Raw genomic sequence first — 20,635 nt, forward strand, 5'->3', positions numbered from 1 at the left:
GCCAAATTAACATTTCCTACACGTCCTTACTACTGCAAATCAATTATAAAAAACAAAAAAAATTGTTTCTTACTCCAATCTGCAATCCTTATATTTGCAATCTTGAAAAAAACATAAAATGAAAATATCTTACAACTGGTTAAAACAATTCATCAAAATAGACTGGAAATCCGATGAAACTGCTGCATTACTTACGGACTTAGGTTTGGAAGTAGAAATAGTAGAAAAATACCAATCCGTAAAAGGCGGATTAGAAGGTATTGTTGTAGGACATGTACTTACCTGCATCCAACATCCCGATGCTGACAGACTAAAAATAACCACCGTAGATTTAGGCAACGGTATTCCAGTACAAATTGTATGTGGTGCCAATAATGTTGCTGCTGGTCAAAAAGTACCGGTCGCTACCATCGGAACTACATTATATGATGCTGCAGGAGTTGCTTTTTCGATAAAAAAAGGAAAAATACGCGGACAGGAAAGCCACGGAATGATTTGTGCAGAAGATGAAATTGGTCTTGGTGAAAGCCATGATGGCATTATGATTTTAGACGATGCTTTAGTACCGGGAACACCTGCTGCAACCGTCTTTAAAATTGAAGATGATGAAGTTTTTGAAATTGGACTTACTCCTAACCGTGCTGATGCCATGAGCCACTTAGGAACAGCTAGAGATTTAAGAGCTGGACTTTTACAAAGTGGTATAAACGTAGAATTAATTACCCCATCAGTTAGTAATTTTAGAGTAGATAAAAGAACTTTGAAAATTGACATCGATGTAAAAGAACCTAAACTTGCCCCTCGTTATTGCGGTGTAACTATTTCAGGGATCGAAGTCAAAACATCTCCTGCGTGGTTACAAAACAGATTGAAAGCTATTGGATTAAATCCAAAAAATAATATCGTCGATGTTACAAATTATGTTTTACATGAATTAGGACAACCACTCCATGCTTTTGATGCTGCAAAAATTAATGGTAAAATAATAGTGCAAACGCTTCCTGCAGGCACAAAATTCATCACCCTTGATGATGTTGAAAGAACATTGCACGAAGAGGATTTAATGATTTGTGACGAAAAAGGTCCTTTATGCATTGCCGGTGTTTTTGGTGGTAAAAAATCTGGAGTTTCTGAAAGTACAAATTCTATATTTTTAGAAAGTGCTTATTTCAATCCGGTAAGTATTCGTAAAACTGCAAAAAGACATCAATTAAATACAGATGCTTCTTTCCGTTTTGAAAGAGGAATTGACCCAACTATAACGGAATATGCCTTAAAACGTGCTGCGTTATTAATACAAGAAGTGGCAGGTGGAGAAATTACATCTGACGTTTTTAATGTCTATCCAAAGAAAATAGAAGATTTCAGCGTATTCTTAAACTTTAGTAAAGTCGCAAAAATTATTGGGGAAGAAATACCAAAAGATACGATTAAAAAAATATTAGTTTCTTTAGATATCAAAGTAAATAGTGTCTCAGATGCTGGATTAGGATTAACAATTCCAGCCTACCGCGTTGATGTACAAAGAGAAATAGATGTTATAGAAGAAATATTAAGAGTATATGGCTACAACAATATTAATTTTTCTAAAAAATTAAATGCCACCGTTTCTAATTCACCTCGAAACGAAGATTACAAAATACAAAATGTGATTGCCACACAATTAAATTCTCAGGGATTCAATGAAATGATGGCAAATTCATTGACTACTGCATTTTACGTTGGACTTTCAGAGGATTTGAATCCAACAAACAATGTGACAATGTTAAATCCCTTAAGTGCTGATTTGTCAACAATGCGACAGTCTTTGCTATTTTCAGGATTAGAAGCAGTATCGTATAATATCAATCGTAAAAATGCCGATTTGAAATTATTCGAGTTTGGAAAAACATATCATAACTACCTTGCCGGTTATGAAGAAAAAAAGCATTTAAGCTTATTCCTTACTGGTAGCAGAAATCAGGAAAACTGGACAGCAACTCAAAAACCATCCGATTTCTTTTTATTTAAAGGGTTTGCAAATGGAATTCTTTCTCGTTTGGGCATTCAAAAAACACAAAATGTACCAGTAACTTCAGATGTGTTTTCTGAAGGGATTGCGATTAGCGTTGGAAACGAAATTCTAGTAGAATTAGGAGTCGTAAAAAAATCAATTTTAAAACATTTTGGAATCAAACAGGAAGTGTTTTATGCAGATTTTAATTGGAACTTAATTTTGAAATTACTTTCAAGCAAAATAAAATACACTGAGATTCCTAAATATCCAGAAGTTCGCAGAGATTTGGCTTTATTGATTGACCAAAGTGTAACTTATGATCGTATTTACACGATTGCCTATCAAACGGAAAAAGCACTGTTAAAAGACATTAATTTATTTGATGTGTACGAAGGACAAAATCTTCCCGAAGGAAAAAAATCGTATGCGTTGAGTTTCACTATTCAGGACCATTCAAAAACATTGACAGATGTTCAAATTGATAAAATTATGAGCAAGCTGCAAAAGAATTTTGAAACTGAACTTGGAGCTAGCTTACGATAATAGCCCTTTATTTAAAATATTAATTCCCAATTCTAGATTTAGAATTGGGAATTTTTTTATACAAAAAAGCCCTACTAGTAGTAGAGCTTTTAAGACTAACAAAATATCAACCTCTAATTTTAAATTATTTTTTAGGCAATACCACAGCATCAACAACGTGAATCACACCATTCGATTGGTTTACATCTGCGATTGTAACTTTAGATTTTCCACCATTCTCATCAGTAATATATAAGTTTTTACCTTTCATCCAAGCCGTAAGTGTTCCACCGCTAACCGTTTTCAAAGTTGCTTTACCTTTTCCCTTTTTAATAGCTTTTGCTATATCAGAAGCGTTCATTTTTCCTGCAACTACATGGTAGGTAAGGATTGTTTGCAACATTTTTAAGTTTTCAGGTTTCAATAACGTTTCAACAGTTCCCATTGGTAATTTAGCAAAAGCAGCATTTGTTGGTGCAAAAACTGTAAAAGGTCCTTTACTTTGTAATGTTTCTACTAATCCTGCGGCTTTAACGGCTGCAACAAGCGTAGTGTGATCTTTAGAGTTTACTGCATTTTCAACAATATTTTTTGAAGGGTACATTGCTGCTCCACCAACCATTACTGTTTTTTGAGCAAAAGAAGTAGCTCCAAATACTAATGCCATAAAAGCAATCGATAAAAATTTTCTAGTTTTCATAATAATCTATTTTTTAAAGTTATATAAAAGCATTTACGCACAAAGAGTAGATTTGGTTTTAAAAAAATTAAAATAATTTATAAATAATTGATTGTCAGTAAAATAAAAACATTATTTTTTTAATAGCCTGATGCAGATAGAACGTGTAAACTAGCCCTGATTGAAGCAAGTATCCTTTTTATTGTGCTTTTATAATTTTCTATTGTAAGTTAGATGTTCTGCACAATGAAAAGATACTGCGAAAAGCGGGAGGAATAGTGAAATGAAAATCAATTATGGTGCTCCTAAATAGTAAAACACCTATTTATAAAGCAAAAAAAAGCCCCACATTGCTGTGGGGCTTTACTATTTAAAAAATTTCAAGAAATTATTTTTTCTCTGATTTTTCCATTTTAGCTTTCAATGCAGCTAACATATCATTGTTGTCTCCTAAAGTTGCAGCTGGTGCATTTGTAGAAGAGTTAGATGAAGTGTTTTCAGTAGCAGTTTTCACATTTTTCTCTTCTTCTTCACGGAAGATTGCAGTGTGAGAGGCAACTACTCTTTTAAATTCTTTATTGAATTCGATTACTTTGAAATCAGCAGTTTCACCTTTTTTCAATTTCTTACCGTCTTCTTTTTCAAGGTGACGAGTAGGAATGAAAGCAACGATATCATCTCCAAATTCTACAGTAGCTCCTTTGTCAACAATTTCAGAAATTTCACCGTTGTGGATAGTTCCTACAGCGAAAGAACCTTCATACTGATCCCAAGGATTAGCAGTAGTTTGTTTGTGACCTAAAGATAATTTACGTCCATCAACATCTAATTCTAATACTACTACGTCAAGTTTTTCACCAACATTTACAAATTCAGATGGGTGTTTAATTTTCTTAGTCCAAGATAAGTCAGAAATGTAAATTAATCCATCAATTCCTTCTTCTAGTTCTACGAAAATTCCAAAGTTTGTAAAGTTTCTAACGATACCTGAATGTTTAGAACCTACAGGATATTTAGAAGTGATATCAGTCCAAGGATCTTGAGACAATTGTTTGATACCTAATGACATTTTACGGTCATCTCTATCTAATGTTAAGATAACAGCTTCAACAACATCACCTACTTTTACGAAATCTTGAGCAGAACGTAAATGAGTAGACCAAGACATTTCAGAAACGTGGATTAAACCTTCAACACCTTCAGCAACTTCGATGAAAGCACCGTAATCAGCGATTACAACTACTTTACCTTTTACTTTGTCTCCAATTGCTAATTTAGCATCTAGAGCATCCCAAGGGTGCGCGTTTAATTGTTTCAATCCTAATTGAATTCTTGTTTTTTCGTCATCGAAATCAAGGATTACAACGTTTAATTTTTGATCTAATTCAAGAACTTCAGATGGGTGGTTGATTCTTGACCAAGAAAGGTCAGTAATGTGAATCAATCCATCAACTCCACCTAAGTCAATAAAGACACCATAAGAAGTAATGTTTTTAACAACACCTTCTAATACTTGTCCTTTTTGTAATTGACCGATGATTTCTTTTTTCTGGATTTCGATATCCGCTTCAATAAGCGCTTTGTGAGATACAACTACGTTTTTAAATTCGTGGTTAATTTTCACAACTTTGAATTCCATCATTTTGTTTACGTATACATCGTAATCTCTAATTGGCTTAACATCAATTTGAGATCCTGGTAAGAACGCTTCAATTCCGAAAACGTCAACGATCATACCACCTTTAGTTCTGCATTTAACAAAACCATTAACGATTTCACCTGTTTCGTTAGCCGAAATAACTCTATCCCATGATTTGATAGTACGTGCTTTTCTGTGAGATAATACTAATTGACCTGTTTTATCCTCACGGATGTCAATTAATACTTCAACAGTATCACCTACTTTTAATGCTGGGTTGTAACGGAATTCGTTTAATGAAATAACACCTTCCGATTTTGCGTTGATATCAACGATAACGTCTCTATCTGTAATTCTAACAACTGTACCATCTACCACTTCTTCTTGATCCGTAGCGATAAATGTTTTTGAAACTAGTTCTTCGAATTCTTGTAAGTTTTTTTGATCAACTGCATCAATACCTTCTTCAAAGTTGTGCCAGTTAAAATTTGCTAAATACTCTTCTTGTGATTTTACTTGTTCAGACATGCTGATTAAAAATTTGTATTCTGTATTCTCTCGAGTTTCTTAATGTGTTAGAAAACAGCAGAAGTTGTTTGTATAATTAATTGAACCCTAGAGGAAACTCTTATTCACCAAAAGGTTTGCAAAAGTAACAAATTTATATTAAACAACAAAACATTACAAGCAAGATAATCGATTGATTACTAGGAGCACAACTTTTAGTGGTTTTTAACAAATCTTCTCCCGCTTTCCGCTCTATCTTTTATTGATTTTCCATCCTTCAAAAGGCTGAAAAATCAATAAAAGGATGCCGCTTCACTCGGGGCTATTAAACTTCAATTGGTTTTTCAACACAAAAAAACCCGATACCTATTTTCAGTTATCGGGTTCTATATATTTTCTACCGTTTGTTAATGACTTATATTTTCGACATCAAGTGGATTGTGTTTGTGCTTGAATAAAACAGCGAATGCAATCGCAATGACCAGCGCGTACATGGCAAAAGCCAACCAGATCGTATGCCAATCTTTCATTAAAATAGCTTTGCTAAACAAGCCATCTGCTCCTATTGCATTGCCTTGGCTTGCAACAAATTCTAACATTTTCGAATTGGTCGTTTCTGTTTCTAGAAAACCAGCTAAGTCCGTTGTATTAGTAAATGATTTAGTAAAATATTTATCGATCGCCCATCCAGAAGTGAAACTCCCTAAAACGGCTCCAAAACCATTAGTCATCATCATGAATAAACCTTGCGCTGACGATCTGTTTTTTGGATCTGTGTTGGTTTCTACAAATAAAGATCCTGAAATATTAAAGAAATCAAAAGCCATTCCGTAAACCACACATGACATAACAATCATCCACAAACCAGTTGTTGGGTTTCCATAAGCAAACAATCCAAAACGAAGTACCCAAGCCAGCATACTGATTAACATCACTTGTTTGATACCAAAACGTTTAAGAAAAAAAGGAATGGCAAGAATAAATAAGGTCTCTGAAATTTGAGAAATTGACATTATAATTGTTGAATATTCCACAACAAACGAATCGGCATATTTTGGAAAATGCTTAAACTCATCTAAGAAAACATCACCATAGGCGTTCGTAAGTTGCAATGCTCCACCTAAAAACATAGAGAAAATAAAAAACAAAGCCATTTTATAATCGGCAAACAACTTGAAAGACTCTAATCCTAATGTTTCCATTAGTGACGCATTCTCTTTTGATAAACGTTGGGGCTTACATTCTGGCAATGTAAAGGAATAAATTCCCAAAACCACAGCAGCTAAACCTGCTATATAAAACTGATATTCTGTTGCTTTATTTCCTGTTAAATTTGTAATCCACATGGCTACAATAAAACCAACTGTTCCCCAAACCCGTATAGGAGGGAAATTCTTGATAACATCTTTATTGTTTAACTTAAGGGCCGTGTAAGAAATAGAATTGCTCAAAGCAATTGTTGGCATATAAAAACACATGGCCAAAAGCATAATGTAAATAAAGGTTTCAGGCGTGGAAACTTGTGGTATGTAAAATAAAACCGCTGCATATAAAATGTGTAGCGCTCCGTATAATTTTTCAGCATTTATCCATCTATCAGCAATAATACCCGTTAGTGTTGGCATAAACAAAGAAGCAATTCCCATCGTACCAAAAACCAATCCAAATTGCGTTCCATCCCATTGCATTGTCCCAAACCAGTAATTTGCAATTGTAATCAACCAAGCTCCCCAAACAAAAAACTGAAGAAAACTCATTATTACCAATCTATTTTTAATTCCCATGAGATGAATTGTTTTTTTACTTTAAAAAATTTACAAGGCGTAAATCTACTATTAAAAATGAAATCTGCAAATAATTATAACGTTTTAGTCATATCGTTTACTAAATCTAAAACAAGTGCAAATTGTTCCTCACGATTCAAATGTGAATTATCAATCTCAATAGCATCTTCCGCTATCACTAAAGGAGAATCCTCCCGATGTGTATCAATGTGATCTCGCTCTTCTACATTTTTTAGTACTTCTTCAAAGGTCACCTTATCTCCTTTTTGGACAAGCTCATCGTAACGTCTTTTTGCTCTTGTAGTTGCGCTGGCTGTCATGAAAATTTTGAGCTCGGCATTGGGAAAAACTACGGTTCCTATGTCCCTTCCATCCATGACGATACCTTTATTTTTTCCCATTTCTTTCTGCTGTTCTACTAATTTGGCACGAACTTCTGAAACTTCAGCTACTTTGCTAACAAAACGAGATACTTCAATCGTTCTGATTTCAGTTTCTACATTTACATCATTTAAATACATTTCGCCAAAACCCAAATCCGCATTAAATTTGAAGTGCAATTGTATATTTGGCAAGCTGTTTATCAATGTTTGTTTATCAAAAGAATCCGCATTTATGTAGCCATTTTGCATCGCAAAAAATGTAACGGCACGGTACATCGCTCCAGTGTCAACGTATACGTATCCTAAATTATTAGCGAGTTGCTTGGCCAAAGTACTTTTTCCGGTAGATGAAAATCCATCTATTGCGATAGTAATTTTTTTATTCAAAATGTAATATTTAAAGTTCTATGTTATATCAAAATTATTATTGAAAGTTCACTGTTAACCCAAAAAGACTTGTATTTCCGGCTAATGTATATTTGGAATACGAATAATTGAATTTCAGTTTATTCATTTTAAGTCCAAAACCCAGAGAGACACCTGAGAAGTTTCGTTGTTCTAAAAGTCGCAATTCTTCGGCTCTTCTAAAATTATAACCGAGCCGCAGATTAAACGCTTTTTTAGGAAAGAGTTCAACACCCACAATTACATGTCGTAATGCATTATTAATAAAGGACACTTTTTCTTCGGTGGATTCTCCATCAAAAGAGGATTCTGCTCTGGCTGGATTTGAAAAAGCAATATTCCATTGCTGTAAATTTTCTAAGGTAAGGTGCCACCGAATAGGAACGTTTTCTAATTCCTGAGAAACACCCGCAATAATTTCCAACGGTAGTTTCTCATTTGTACCATTATAAGTTGAAAACTGAGTTCCGATATTCCGTATTGCTAACGCCCAGTTTACATCGTTTCTTTCATCAATAAACAAAGCACCAATGTCTAAAGCTCCGCCAAAAGAATGATAGGTTTCCAAACTGGAAGAAATCAGTTTTGCACTCGCTCCTATGTGAATATCAGTGTAAGGAATATTGTAGGCATAGCCAAAGGAAAGTGCAATTTCGCTACCGGTAAATGCCGATGTAGGCTGACCATTTTCATCAAAGCCTTCAAAATTACCGTAGTTAACATAATTTACACCAGCCTGAAAAGTTTGCAAATGGCGGTCATAAGTGTACGCATAAGAAGCAGTTCCATACGTCACTTCCCCAAAATAACTCCCATAATTTAAAGCCAAGTGATTGTCCATTTCAGCATTTATGGTTGCAGGATTAAAATGCGCTTGATTGACGTCATCATCATAAATCGTGATTACTTTTCCGCCTAAAGCTGCCTGTCTTGGCGAAGTCACCAAATTCAAAAACTGATAGGTATATTTCCCTCCTATTTGACTGTAAGAAACAGTACAAATAATCAGGAAACAGTATAATAGAAGTTTTTTTAACATGCTTTAAATTGCAGTGGGTGTAAAATAAAAACGCAACTGCGAAGATAAAATTATAAATACAATAAATGGCAAATTTAAAACTCGTAATTATAAATAAAAAATCCAAATTCCATCTCTTGATAATCAAGATTTGAAATTTGGATTTTAGGTATTTCTGAGTTGTATTTTATTACAAATCCTTCGCATTTTTTACTTTCTGATCGGTCAAAGCAAATTTTAATACATCGCTCATTTCTTTTACATAATGAAAAGAAAGTCCTTCCAGATATTCCGGTTTTATTTCATCAATATCACTCTTATTTTCATGACACAAAATAATTTCTTTGATATTCGCTCTTTTAGCTGCCAAAATCTTTTCCTTGATTCCGCCTACTGGCAACACTTTTCCACGCAACGTGATTTCTCCTGTCATCGCTAAGTTTTTCTTCACTCGTTTTTGTGTAAACAACGAAACTAATGACGTCAACATTGCAATTCCGGCACTTGGACCGTCTTTTGGAGTAGCTCCTTCCGGAACGTGCAGGTGAATGTTATATTTAGAAAGTATCTCTGAATTTAATCCTAAAAATTTTGCATTTGCCTTAATATATTCCAAAGCAATTGTAGCCGATTCTTTCATGACTGTACCTAAATTTCCGGTAATAGTCATGATTCCTTTTCCAGGAGAAAGCAACGATTCAATAAAAAGAATGTCACCCCCAACAGATGTCCAAGCCAAACCAGTTACCACACCGGCAACATCATTGTTCTCGTATTTGTCTCTTTCTAATCTTGGAACACCAAGCGTTTTTATGATATCCTCGTCCGTAACTTTTTTGTTATATTCTTCTTCCATCGCAACTGATTTCGCTGCGTTACGGATTACTTGAGCAATTTTAGCTTCTAAACCACGAACACCAGATTCACGTGTATATCCTTCAACAATTTTTTCTAATTGTTTTTTTCCAATGGTCAAATCTTTGGTCGTCAAACCATGTTCTTTCAATTGTCTTGGAAACAAATGCTGACGTGCAATTTCTACCTTTTCTTCAATAGTGTATCCTGACATTTTGATAATTTCCATTCTATCTCTTAAGGCCGGCTGAATGGAGGACATCGTATTTGAAGTTGCGATAAACATCACTTTTGATAAGTCATATCCCATTTCAAGGAAATTATCATAAAATGAATTGTTTTGCTCTGGATCTAAAACTTCCAATAATGCCGATGATGGATCACCTTGATTACTATTTGATAATTTATCGATTTCATCCAAAACAAAAACAGGATTTGATGTTCCCGCTTTTTTTAAGCTCTGGATAATTCGCCCTGGCATAGCACCAATATACGTTTTTCTATGTCCACGAATCTCAGATTCATCGCGTAAACCTCCCAATGAAATACGCACATATTCTCTGCCAAGCGCTTCTGCAATAGAACGCCCTATAGAGGTTTTACCTACTCCAGGAGGACCTGTCAAGCAAATGATTGGCGATTTCATATCATTTCGCAATTTTAAAACTGCCAAATGTTCTATCATTCTTTTCTTCACATCTTCAAGCCCAAAATGATCTCTATCTAATATTTTCTGAGCACGTTTTAAGTCAAAAATATCTTTAGAATACTCGTTCCAAGGCAAATCTAAGAACAACTCTAAATAGTTTCTTTGGATACCAAAATCGGGTGCTTGTGGATTCATACGACGCATTTTTGACAATTCTTTATCAAAATGCTTTTTGGTTTTCTCATCCCATTTCTTGGTCAAAGACTTCTGTACCATTTCCTCAATTTCCTCTTCTTGAGAAACACCACCTAACTCTTCCTGAATGGTTTTCATCTGCTGGTGCAGGAAATATTCGCGTTGTTGTTGGTCTAAATCGAAACGAACTTTGGACTGAATATCATTTTTCAATTCGAGTTTTTGCAACTCAATATTCATATAACGCAACGTCTCTAAAGCTCTCTCTTTTAATTCATTAATCGCTAATAAATCTTGTTTCTCTTTAACTGATAAATTCATGTTTGAAGTAACAAAATTAATCAAGAAAGATTGACTTTCGATATTTTTGATGGCAAAGGTTGCTTCGCTAGGAATGTTTGGACTTTCTTTAATAATTTGAATGGCTAATTCTTTGACAGAATCTAGAATAGCTACAAACTCGGTATCATTTTTTTTCGGTCGCTTTTCAGGAACCTCTTTAATTTTTGCTGTTAAATAAGGTAGTTCCTCTAATACAGTATCAATTTCGAAACGCTTTTTACCCTGAAGAATTACAGTAATATTTCCGTCCGGCATTTTTAGTACTCGTAAAATACGAGCCACAGTACCTATTTTATGGATATCTGCTTTAGTTGGATCTTCATCTTCCTCGTTAATTTGAGCAACAACACCAATAGTTTTACCCGCTGCGTTGGCATCATTTATTAATTTGATTGATTTATCTCGTCCTGCTGTAATTGGTATGACAACACCTGGAAATAAAACCATATTTCGCAATGGCAAGATCGCTAATAATTCAGGTAATGCCTCATTATTCATTTCCTCCTCGTCCTCTGGAGTCAAAAGTGGAATTAAATCTGCTTCCGAATCAAATTCCTGAAGTGACAGATTGTCAATAGTAAGTATTTTATGATTTGACATAGTATTATTTAAGTCTTTTTGTCATTAAAAAATTAATCCTTTAAGCAAATATAGGATTTCAAAAGAGTCTTTGTAGATAAAAACAATCTTTAATTTTCAAAATTTGCATAACCGTAAAAGAGTCAATCTTTGTGCCAAAAGAAACTGTATTAATTCTATTTTTTATAAAAAAGTGTTATTTAAAACCCAACTGTAACAAGAACTAAAACTATTCGTGATTACGTAAAATTAAAATTTAGTTATATTTTTCTAAAAGTGAAATATAGTCCTAAATAACATGTATTTATTACAAATCACGATCAACTGTTTGAGTTTAACCCATCAAAATATCGAAAAATTGATTTTGGTTTGCCAGAAAAAAAATCATAAAGCACAGTGCGAAGTTTATAATCGCAATGCAAAAGCGATGTATACCGTTACGTATCGTATTGCTAAAGATGCCTATTATACAGAAGATGGTTTTCTGAAGGCATTTTCGAAGAGAAACGATAACAAACAAAAAGTTTCTTTTGGCGCTTGGTTAAATCGAATTGTTGTAAACTCAAGTATTGATTTTATAAAAAAAAAATCAATTCAAAACAGAAGATTTTGATACCACACATTATAAAATTGAGGAAACAAAAACTAATGGCTCAGATAGTTTTACTTTCAACGATTTGAAAGTAAAACAAATTAAATTTTGCTTTTGATTTTAATATTGTTTTAAAATATGCTAACTTTAATCATTACAATGATTTAGAACGACTCCTATGAAGAATTTTTAAACTCAAAGAAATAGAGCGGTTATGATAAAGAGAGAGGAGTAAGTGATATAGCCATACTCTGAGATTATGGTACTGCAACATTAGCAAAAAAAACCAATTAACCAATTAACCAACATAATTATGAAAAATTCAATTCAATTAGTTGTCACTTGTGCCCTATTAATAACGGCTGTGACTCATGCACAATGGTCGTCTAGCGAAAAATTTAAAGGCAATGGAAAAGTAAGTACTCAAACGAGAACAACCGCCTCTTATGATGCCATTGTAGTTACAGGTTTTTTTGATGTAGAGTTAGTATCAGGAAAAGAAGGAGGTATAACGGTAAAAGGAGAAGAAAATTTATTGCCTTTAATTAAAGTTGAAGTTATAGATCAGCAATTAAAAATTTATACCCAAAAAAACACATACGTCAGCACCAGCAAGGGGAAGCAAATAGTTATTATTGTACCTGTGGAAAGTATTAATATGATTTCTTTAACCGGTTCTGGAGATATTACCTCTAAAAACCGCATCCAATCAAATTCATTTTCGGTTAAATTAGTTGGGTCAGGTGACATGAAATTAGAAGTAGAATCAAAAGATATTGAGACTAATTTAAGCGGTTCTGGAGACCTAAAGCTAACTGGAGTAACAGAAAATTTAACTAGTAATCTAAATGGTTCCGGTGACATAGACGCCAGCAATTTGAAAGCTAAAAACGTCAATGCAACTGTTTCCGGATCGGGAGACACCTCTGTTTTCTGTTCACTAAGTATCTATGCTAGAGTTTTAGGTTCAGGTGCTATTGAATATGCTGGTGATCCAACGAAAAAAGATACTAAGGTTAGTGGTTCAGGAGCTATTTCAAAGTCCTAATTCTGCTTTAATTATTTTATTAATCAGGTGTTTTATGGATTTAAAACACCTTTTTTTGGAACTCTATTTAATAAAATTACAGCTAGAACGAAAAATAATGCCAAAAATACAATTGCTAAACGAGGACTTCCCGTTATTTGGTCAATTATTCCATAAACAAGCATTCCTATTACAATTCCTATTTTTTCAGCAACGTCATAAAAACTAAAAAAAGAAGCGGTATCGTCTGTTTTAGGTAATAATTTTGAATAAGTAGAACGGGATAATGATTGAATGCCTCCCATTACGAGCCCTACAAAACCTGCCATGATATAGAATTCTAACGGCTTGGTTATAAAATAGGCGCCAGCGCAAAGTAAAACCCAAAAACAATTTATACCAATCAAAGTAGGAATATTTCCATATTTTGCTGAAGCTCGTGACGTTAAAACAGCTCCTAAAACAGCTACTAATTGGATCAATAAAATACAAATAATTAGGCCGACGGTCCCTTCCTCTTTAGAAGACCAATTTATTTCCTGAGCTCCAAAATAGGTAGCTACTAACATTAAAGTTTGTACCGCCATACTTGAAACAAAAAAACTTCCTAAGTAGCGCTTTAATGGGATATTCACATTCAATAAAAGCCATACTTTGTATAACTCTTTAAAGCCATTGAAAACGACATGATGCGTTACTTTAAGGTCACTATTTTTATTTCCTTTTGGTAAAAAATAATACGAGTATTGACTAAATACAATCCACCACACTCCCACCATTACAAAGGAATAGCGCATCGCTTTCATTGCAGCCTCTCCATCTGAACCTGTAATTCCAAAAATTTTTGGTTTCATTATCATCGCTAAATTGATAATTAGCAAAATAACACTTCCAATATATCCCAACGAATAGCCTTTGGCACTAATTTTATCTTGCTGCTCTACAAAAGCAATATCTGGCAAATAAGAATTATAAAAAACTAAACTGCCCCAATAACCAATCAATCCAAAAAAATAAAACACTAAACCAACGTAGATATGTTCTAGATTAAACCAGTACAATCCCATGCAGGAAAGTGCTCCTAAATAGCAAAAGAATTTCATAAATGCTTTTTTATTCCCTACGTAATCTGCAATTCCAGATAATAACGGAGAGATAAAAGCCACTACCAAAAATGCTGTCGCAGTAACAAAACTAATTAAAGCTGAATTTTTTAAACTAAAACCAAAAATTGTAATATAATGATTCTCCTCTGAAAACAGAGCTTCATAAAAAATTGGAAAAACTGCTGACGCAATTGTGAGTGTATAAACGGAATTTGCCCAATCATAAAAAGCCCATGCATTCAATAATTTTTTACTTCCTTTTGGTAAATCTGTCATATTACATTTTTTATGATGCGAATTTATTTAATTTATATTTAAAAAATCTAAAAAAATATTTTTTTGATAGTAACCAATTGCTTCCATATAGTACCCGATGTTAAACCACTTTGAGCTCACGTATAAACGATGTTGGTTTTTTTTTCAAAATGTTACTGAAAAAAAATAGGCTACTCTCATTCGAGAATAGCCTATCTAGATTTTTAGTAACTAAAAATTATAATTTAAAAATATTATCTTCTTAATACTCCAACTTTAGCTGCTAAAGCTCTTGCTTCTGGAATTAAAGCTTTTAAATTAGCAATTCTAGTCGCATCAGAAGGGTGTGTACTCATAAATTCTGGCGGTGCTTGTCCAGAAGATTGTGCAGCCATTCTAGACCAAAAAGTAATTGATTCGTCTGGATTATACCCTGCAATTGCCATTAAAGTAAGTCCAATTTTATCTGCTTCAGTCTCGTGATTTCTACTAAAAGGGAGCATTACACCAAACTGAGAACCCAATCCATAAGCTTGGCCCCATATTTGTTGGGTTTGTTCACTTTTACCTCCAGTTGCTACTGCGACTCCTACAGCGCCTAATTGTTGCAATTGAGAAGCACTCATACGTTGCGCCCCATGATTTGCTAAGGCATGAGAAACTTCATGTCCCATTACAGTTGCTAAACCAGCATCATCTTTTGTAATAGGTAAGATTCCTGAGTAAACCACAATTTTCCCTCCTGGCATACACCAAGCATTCACTTCTTTATTATCAATAAGTTTATATTCCCATCGGTAATCTTTCAAGTATTGTGATTGACCTAAATAGGTCAAATATTTCTCAGCAGCAGCTTTAATTCTCAGCCCTACCGCTTCTACTTTTCTAGCATCTGCGGTTCCAGTTATCACTTTGTTTTCCTTTAAAAAAGTACCGTATTGTTGAAAAGATGTTGGAAACAACTCACTATTAGAAACAAAATTTAGACTTTTTTTTCCTGTAAGAGGATTAGTTGCACAAGAATAAATCATACCTGCTGCAAGAATCCCTATAAATAAATGCTTTTTCATAATTTTATATTTTAAGTATTATACAAAAATACACGTTTTATAAACTTTTAAATTTACATAATTAAATATAAAAGTTTCAAATTTATTGTTATTCCCCAGTAATATGCAACGACGTAAACTCCTTATCAACAATCATATAGCCTTCTCTTTCTAAAGTATTTCTATCAAAAGAAACTTCAACATTATCAATTTCAATAGTATTTACTTTAAATGGCAGTCCAATAAGATTTATTTTGTACTTAGAATAATTAGTATCATATTTCCCTTCTTTATGTAACTGAATAATTAGTTCTTTTTCTTTACCTGTTGTTTGAAAAGACAAAAAACTATACCTTCCTTTTTTGTAATCGTAGCCATCTTGGGCGTCTTCATAAACTACTGACTTTTCTCTACCTGCTTTGTAATAAATATCCAATGTCAATTCATCAAAATCAAGTTCCCCTACGTATTGTTGTACAGGATATTTAGGAATTATAGCACCTGCTTTCACAAAAAGTGGGATTTGGTCAAACTTCGTGTCTACCCATATTTCTTTTCCACCTTTAACTTCCTCATTTGTCCAATAATTATACCACGAGCCTCTTGGGATATACATTCTTCTTCCTACAGAATTGGGTTCTAAAATAGGACAAACTAATATTTGATTTCCAAAAACAAATTCATCATTTCTATAATGTGTTTGAATATCATCTTGATCATAATACACCAAGGGTTTCAGCATTGGAATTCCTTCTTCAATGTATTGCCAGAACATGGTATATAAATAAGGCAATAATTGATATCGTAAATTTACGAATTTTCTAGTAATATTAATTACTTCATCGTCGAATGCCCATGGCTCCTGGTCCCCGTGATCGCCAGAAGAGTGTGTTCTACAAAAAGGATGAAATACACCCAATTGAATCCAGCGCGCATATAATTCTCCAGAAGGTTGTTCTGCAAATCCTCCAATATCAGATCCTGTGAAACCCATTCCTGAAATTGACATACGTTGCACTTGAATATTTGCTATCCATAAATGTTCCCAAGTGGCCACATTATCACCTGTCCATGAAGACGTGTAGCGTTGCGCACCCGCATAAGCGGATCGTGTAATTACAAAAGGTCTTTTAGGATAGGCAAATCGTTTCACCCCGTGATAAGTCGCTCTGGCCATTTGCGTACCATAAATATTATGTGCTTTTCTATGACTACACGGATTTCCATCGTAATCGTGGCGCACATCCATAGGGAATGTTTTATTTGGCACCTCCATAACTGCAGGTTCATTCATGTCATTCCACACTCCTTTTACCCCAATCTCTGAAATTAATTCTTTGAATAAACCTGCCCACCATTCTCTTACTGCTGGATTGGTATAATCTGGAAAGTTACATTCTCCTGGCCAAACTTTTCCTTTCATGTATGGACCATCGGCCCGTTTACAGAAAAAGTCTTTTTCTAAAGCTTCTTTATAAATAGAGTATTCTTTGTCAATTTTTATTCCGGGATCAATAATCACCACCGTTTTGAAACCATCTTCAGCTAATTCAGCTACCATTCGTTTCGGATCAGGAAAATATTCTTTATTCCAAGTAAAACATCGAAACCCTTCCATGTAGTCAATATCTAAATAAAGCGCATCACATGGTATTTTTAATTCCCTAAATTTTGCTGCAACTTCCTTTAAATTACTTTCTGGATAATAACTCCATTTGCATTGGTGGTAGCCAAGTGCCCATAGCGGTGGTAATTCCGGTTTACCAGTCAAATGTGTATAGGTTGTAACCACATCTTGCATCTCAGGACCATAAATGAAATAATAATTCATTTCGCCTCCTTCAGCCCAAAAACTGGTAACGTTTCTTCTTTCATGACAAAAGTCAAAATAGGTTCGGAACGTATTATCAAAGAAAATACCGTAGGATTTCTTATTTTGTAAGCCGATATAAAAGGGAACAACTTTGTATAATGGCTCTTGGTCCTTTTGAAATGCATATTGATCTGTAGCAAAATTCTCCAGTCTTTTTCCTTTCAAGTTTAGCTGGGTCGCTTTATCGCCAAGTCCATAAAAACATTCCCCATCTTTAGAAGATTTACTCATTTTTACGATGTTTCCACCGTATTCATAACTTTCCTCCCAATGAAAACCCAATTCATCTTCTAAAATAATGTTTTCATCCAAATCATAAATAGAAAGTCTCATATCTATTTTTTGAATTCGGCATTGTACTTTACTAGTTTTTATTTGATAATAATCTTCTGTTTCAGCTACTTCCAAAAAATTATAGCCATGAGAATGACCTTTATCAACTGCATACGAAAAATCGTTGCTGAAATACCCCTTTGTGGTAAATCTAAATCGGATTAAACTATCTCTTAATACCGTTACTTTCAATATAACACTATTATCAGTATGAAAACATATTGAATCGACTTCATGTTCAAAAGCAATTATCTTAGTAGGATATAAATCTCCTTTGTATTCTAATTCTGTATTTGTAATCATTTTCTATGGTATTATTTTTATTCAAAATTAGATTTTCAAAAATACAAAATTACTTCGTAAGCCTATGTATATCTGATGTTTATTAACGAAAACGTTGTAGCTATTTAACTAAGTAATTCAGAGATAAAGAGCAATTTTTATGTTTATTAAAAAACAATTTAAACGGTATAAAGGGTTGGAATTCGGATTCCTATTTCCCGTTTTACTTCCCGTAATTGGTTATAATATTCATTTAAAAATACAAATTTCATTTCCGACATTATAGTTTTTTGGATTAACGTTTCCGAGAATTCCTTTTGGCGCTTTTGCGATTTTCATTTGACTAATTAGTTTCGCTTTGAAATAGGAAATAATCTCTTGAACGGCTTTTAATTCAAGCATAATACAACCTTCCACAAACAAATTGCCTCTCAAAACAGCTATTAAATTTAAATTTTTAGTATTAAAATCCAATACAGCTTCAGGAGAAAATTAATAGTTCTCCATTTAATTCGTGGGTCAAACATTTATGATAAATGCTTTCGTTTACACCAAGACCAAGATTCTAGTGAACTTCAATATGCCTCATTATCTCTAGACGTCTTTGTTAAAAAAATAAACTTCTATTTATCTGTAAACCTCTTCGTTTTATGAAATTTTAAATACAGTAACACTCAAAGGAGCTAAAAGCAGCTCAGCAGAGTAATCTCTTCCGTCATAAGGCATCGCTTCAATTATTATTTTTTTAGAATTAGAAACTCCGCTACCTCCATAATTTGCAGCATCACTGTTGAAAATTTCTGTTAGTTTTCCTTTCTTGGGTAAACCAATTCGGTAATTAGGACGCACCACTTGAGTAAAATTGCACACTACAATCACATTGTCTTTTGGTTCATTTCCTTTACGAATGAAAGTCATAACCGCATTTTGATGATCTGAATAATTGATCCATTCAAAACCTTCAGGACTGAACTGCTTTTCGTGTAATGCAGGTAGCGTTTTATAGAGTTTATTCAAATCTGTAATTAATTTTTTTACTCCCTCATGATGCGGGTATTGCAATAAGTGCCAATCCAGACTTCCTTCAAAATTCCATTCGCTGCTTTGCCCAAATTCGCAACCCATAAACAATAATTTTGTTCCGGGATGCATAAACATATAGCCGTATAATAATCTTAGATTTGCAAATTTTTGCCATTCGTCTCCAGGCATTCTTCCTGCAATTGATTTTTTTCCATACACTACTTCGTCATGTGAAAGTGGCAACATGAAATTTTCAGAAAATGTGTAGGTCATCGAGAAAGTCAAGTCATTTTGATGGTATTTTCTGTAAACTGTGTCTTTTTGAAAATATTCTAAAGTATCATGCATCCAACCCATCATCCATTTCATACCAAATCCTAATCCCCCAACCGATGTTGGTCTAGAAACCATAGGAAAAGAAGTACTTTCTTCAGCAATAGTTTGAACGCCTTCAAAATTAGAATAAACGGCTTCATTAAATTCTTTCAAGAAACTTATGGTATCCAGATTCTCTCTACCTCCATAAATATTAGGCTCCCAATCGCCTTCTTCTCTCGAATAATCTAAATACAGCATGGAAGCAACGGCATCAACACGCAACCCATCCGCATGGTAATGGTGTAACCAAAACAATGCATTGCTAATTAAGAACGAGCGAACTTCATTTCGCCCATAATTAAAAACCAAACTTTTCCAGTCTGGATGATAACCTTTTCTGCGATCTGGATGTTCAAAAAGATTTGATCCATCAAAAAATCCTAGACCATGTGCATCATCTGGAAAATGAGAAGGAACCCAATCCAGAATCACTCCAATTCCTGCTTCATGCAATTTATCTACCAAGAACATAAATTCTTGTGGGTTTCCAAAACGAGAAGTTGGCGCAAAATACCCCACTAATTGATATCCCCAAGACGGATCATAAGGATATTCCATAATGGGCATAAACTCTACGTGAGTAAAGCCCGTTTCTTTTATGTAATCAACTAAATCTTCTGCAAATTCTAAGTACGTCAAAAAGCGATTATCCTCTGCATGACGTTTCCAAGAACCTAAATGAACCTCATAAACAGAATAAGGTTTGTCTAATCCATTGTGGTTTTTTCGCGTTTCCATCCAGGCTGTGTCCTTCCATTTATACTCTAAATCCCAAACTACTGATGCCGTATGAGGTGGCTTTTCACAATAAAAAGCAAATGGATCTGCCTTCTCTGTGACCGTTCCTCCATTATTAGATTGTATACTATATTTATAGGTTGTACCCTTTGAAATAGATGGAATAAATCCTTCCCAAATTCCAGAAGAGTCCCAACGAACTTGCAACAGATGTTCTCCTTGTGTCCAAAAATTGAAATCCCCAACAACTGATACCGAATGTGCCGTAGGAGCCCAAACTGCAAAATAAACGCCATCTACTCCATCAAGTGAAATAAGATGTGCACCAAGTTTTTCATACAGTCGGAAATGTTTTCCAGCTTTAAACAAATCGATATCAAAATCGGTAAAAAGAGAATGTGTAATGACTTTACTCATATAACAATT

The 20,635-nt window shown here is 34.0% G+C and carries 14 protein-coding genes; 3 read left to right on the forward strand and 11 right to left on the reverse strand.

Annotated elements, in window-relative coordinates:
* Positions 1-118: 118 nt before the first annotated feature.
* Positions 119-2,539 carry a phenylalanine--tRNA ligase subunit beta gene (gene pheT / locus IWX83_RS14040; RefSeq protein WP_196830532.1) on the forward strand — a complete coding sequence of 807 codons (2,421 nt, stop codon included), beginning with the start codon at positions 119-121 and terminating at the stop codon, positions 2,537-2,539.
* Positions 2,540-2,663: 124 nt separating this feature from the next.
* Here pheT and IWX83_RS14045 read toward each other — a convergent pair whose 3' ends face one another.
* The 6 genes from IWX83_RS14045 to lon all read right to left on the reverse strand — a co-directional run bounded on the left by IWX83_RS14045 (position 2,664) and on the right by lon (position 11,574).
* Entirely contained in the window at positions 2,664-3,218 is a 555-nt protein-coding gene (locus IWX83_RS14045) for a fasciclin domain-containing protein (RefSeq protein ID WP_073353214.1), read from the reverse strand.
* Positions 3,219-3,585: 367 nt separating this feature from the next.
* Positions 3,586-5,364 (reverse strand): 30S ribosomal protein S1, encoded by a 1,779-nt coding sequence (rpsA, locus tag IWX83_RS14050; protein ID WP_196830535.1) that lies wholly within the window; start codon positions 5,362-5,364, stop codon positions 3,586-3,588.
* A 386-nt stretch (positions 5,365-5,750) separates the two neighbouring features.
* Positions 5,751-7,127, reverse strand: a complete 1,377-nt coding sequence (locus IWX83_RS14055; protein WP_073353217.1) for a nucleoside permease — start codon at positions 7,125-7,127, stop codon at positions 5,751-5,753.
* A 74-nt stretch (positions 7,128-7,201) separates the two neighbouring features.
* Complete coding sequence (gene cmk / locus IWX83_RS14060) at positions 7,202-7,897, reverse strand: (d)CMP kinase (RefSeq protein WP_073353219.1); 696 nt, start codon at positions 7,895-7,897, stop codon at positions 7,202-7,204.
* Between the two features lie 37 nt (positions 7,898-7,934).
* Positions 7,935-8,954: a type IX secretion system protein PorQ gene (gene porQ / locus IWX83_RS14065; protein WP_196830537.1), complete on the reverse strand. Its 1,020-nt coding sequence runs from the start codon at positions 8,952-8,954 to the stop codon at positions 7,935-7,937.
* A 169-nt stretch (positions 8,955-9,123) separates the two neighbouring features.
* Positions 9,124-11,574, reverse strand: a complete 2,451-nt coding sequence (lon, locus tag IWX83_RS14070; RefSeq protein WP_196830539.1) for an endopeptidase La — start codon at positions 11,572-11,574, stop codon at positions 9,124-9,126.
* 277 nt (positions 11,575-11,851) lie between these two features.
* Here lon and IWX83_RS14075 point away from each other — a divergent pair, with 277 nt between their 5' ends.
* Positions 11,852-12,166, forward strand: coding sequence for an RNA polymerase sigma factor (locus IWX83_RS14075; protein WP_196830541.1), 315 nt, complete (start codon positions 11,852-11,854; stop codon positions 12,164-12,166).
* 292 nt (positions 12,167-12,458) lie between these two features.
* The gene (locus IWX83_RS14080; RefSeq protein WP_196830543.1) at positions 12,459-13,193 is read left to right on the forward strand and encodes a head GIN domain-containing protein; all 735 of its coding nucleotides are present in this window, start codon (positions 12,459-12,461) and stop codon (positions 13,191-13,193) included.
* 32 nt (positions 13,194-13,225) lie between these two features.
* On the opposite strand, the gene IWX83_RS14085 is transcribed toward IWX83_RS14080, so the two are convergent.
* From IWX83_RS14085 to glgB, 5 genes are all read right to left on the reverse strand, one after another.
* Positions 13,226-14,554: an MFS transporter gene (locus tag IWX83_RS14085; RefSeq protein WP_196830551.1), complete on the reverse strand. Its 1,329-nt coding sequence runs from the start codon at positions 14,552-14,554 to the stop codon at positions 13,226-13,228.
* Between the two features lie 233 nt (positions 14,555-14,787).
* The gene (locus tag IWX83_RS14090) at positions 14,788-15,603 is read right to left on the reverse strand and encodes a M48 family metallopeptidase (RefSeq protein WP_196830553.1); all 816 of its coding nucleotides are present in this window, start codon (positions 15,601-15,603) and stop codon (positions 14,788-14,790) included.
* Between the two features lie 88 nt (positions 15,604-15,691).
* The gene (locus IWX83_RS14095; protein WP_196830555.1) at positions 15,692-18,091 is read right to left on the reverse strand and encodes a glycoside hydrolase family 31 protein; all 2,400 of its coding nucleotides are present in this window, start codon (positions 18,089-18,091) and stop codon (positions 15,692-15,694) included.
* Positions 18,092-18,319: 228 nt separating this feature from the next.
* Positions 18,320-18,544, reverse strand: a complete 225-nt coding sequence (locus IWX83_RS17480; protein ID WP_370568431.1) for a GxxExxY protein — start codon at positions 18,542-18,544, stop codon at positions 18,320-18,322.
* Positions 18,545-18,718: 174 nt separating this feature from the next.
* Positions 18,719-20,626, reverse strand: a complete 1,908-nt coding sequence (gene glgB / locus IWX83_RS14105; RefSeq protein ID WP_196830559.1) for a 1,4-alpha-glucan branching protein GlgB — start codon at positions 20,624-20,626, stop codon at positions 18,719-18,721.
* Positions 20,627-20,635: the final 9 nt, after the last annotated feature.

Origin of the sequence: Flavobacterium sp. CG_9.1 (genome assembly GCF_015751645.1) — a bacterium.
In the GTDB taxonomy this organism is placed as follows: Bacteria; Bacteroidota; Bacteroidia; order Flavobacteriales; family Flavobacteriaceae; genus Flavobacterium; species Flavobacterium xanthum.

Excerpts from the sequence above, each read along its gene's own strand:
- pheT (WP_196830532.1), top strand. The coding sequence starts at position 119 with ATGAAAATATCTTACAACTGGTTAAAACAATTCATCAAAATAGACTGG.
- IWX83_RS14045 (WP_073353214.1), bottom strand. The coding sequence starts at position 3,218 with ATGAAAACTAGAAAATTTTTATCGATTGCTTTTATGGCATTAGTATTT.
- rpsA (WP_196830535.1), bottom strand. The coding sequence starts at position 5,364 with ATGTCTGAACAAGTAAAATCACAAGAAGAGTATTTAGCAAATTTTAAC.
- IWX83_RS14055 (WP_073353217.1), bottom strand. The coding sequence starts at position 7,127 with ATGGGAATTAAAAATAGATTGGTAATAATGAGTTTTCTTCAGTTTTTT.
- porQ (WP_196830537.1), bottom strand. The coding sequence starts at position 8,954 with ATGTTAAAAAAACTTCTATTATACTGTTTCCTGATTATTTGTACTGTT.
- lon (WP_196830539.1), bottom strand. The coding sequence starts at position 11,574 with ATGTCAAATCATAAAATACTTACTATTGACAATCTGTCACTTCAGGAA.
- IWX83_RS14075 (WP_196830541.1), top strand. The coding sequence starts at position 11,852 with ATGTATTTATTACAAATCACGATCAACTGTTTGAGTTTAACCCATCAA.
- IWX83_RS14080 (WP_196830543.1), top strand. The coding sequence starts at position 12,459 with ATGAAAAATTCAATTCAATTAGTTGTCACTTGTGCCCTATTAATAACG.
- IWX83_RS14085 (WP_196830551.1), bottom strand. The coding sequence starts at position 14,554 with ATGACAGATTTACCAAAAGGAAGTAAAAAATTATTGAATGCATGGGCT.
- IWX83_RS14090 (WP_196830553.1), bottom strand. The coding sequence starts at position 15,603 with ATGAAAAAGCATTTATTTATAGGGATTCTTGCAGCAGGTATGATTTAT.
- IWX83_RS14095 (WP_196830555.1), bottom strand. The coding sequence starts at position 18,091 with ATGATTACAAATACAGAATTAGAATACAAAGGAGATTTATATCCTACT.
- glgB (WP_196830559.1), bottom strand. The coding sequence starts at position 20,626 with ATGAGTAAAGTCATTACACATTCTCTTTTTACCGATTTTGATATCGAT.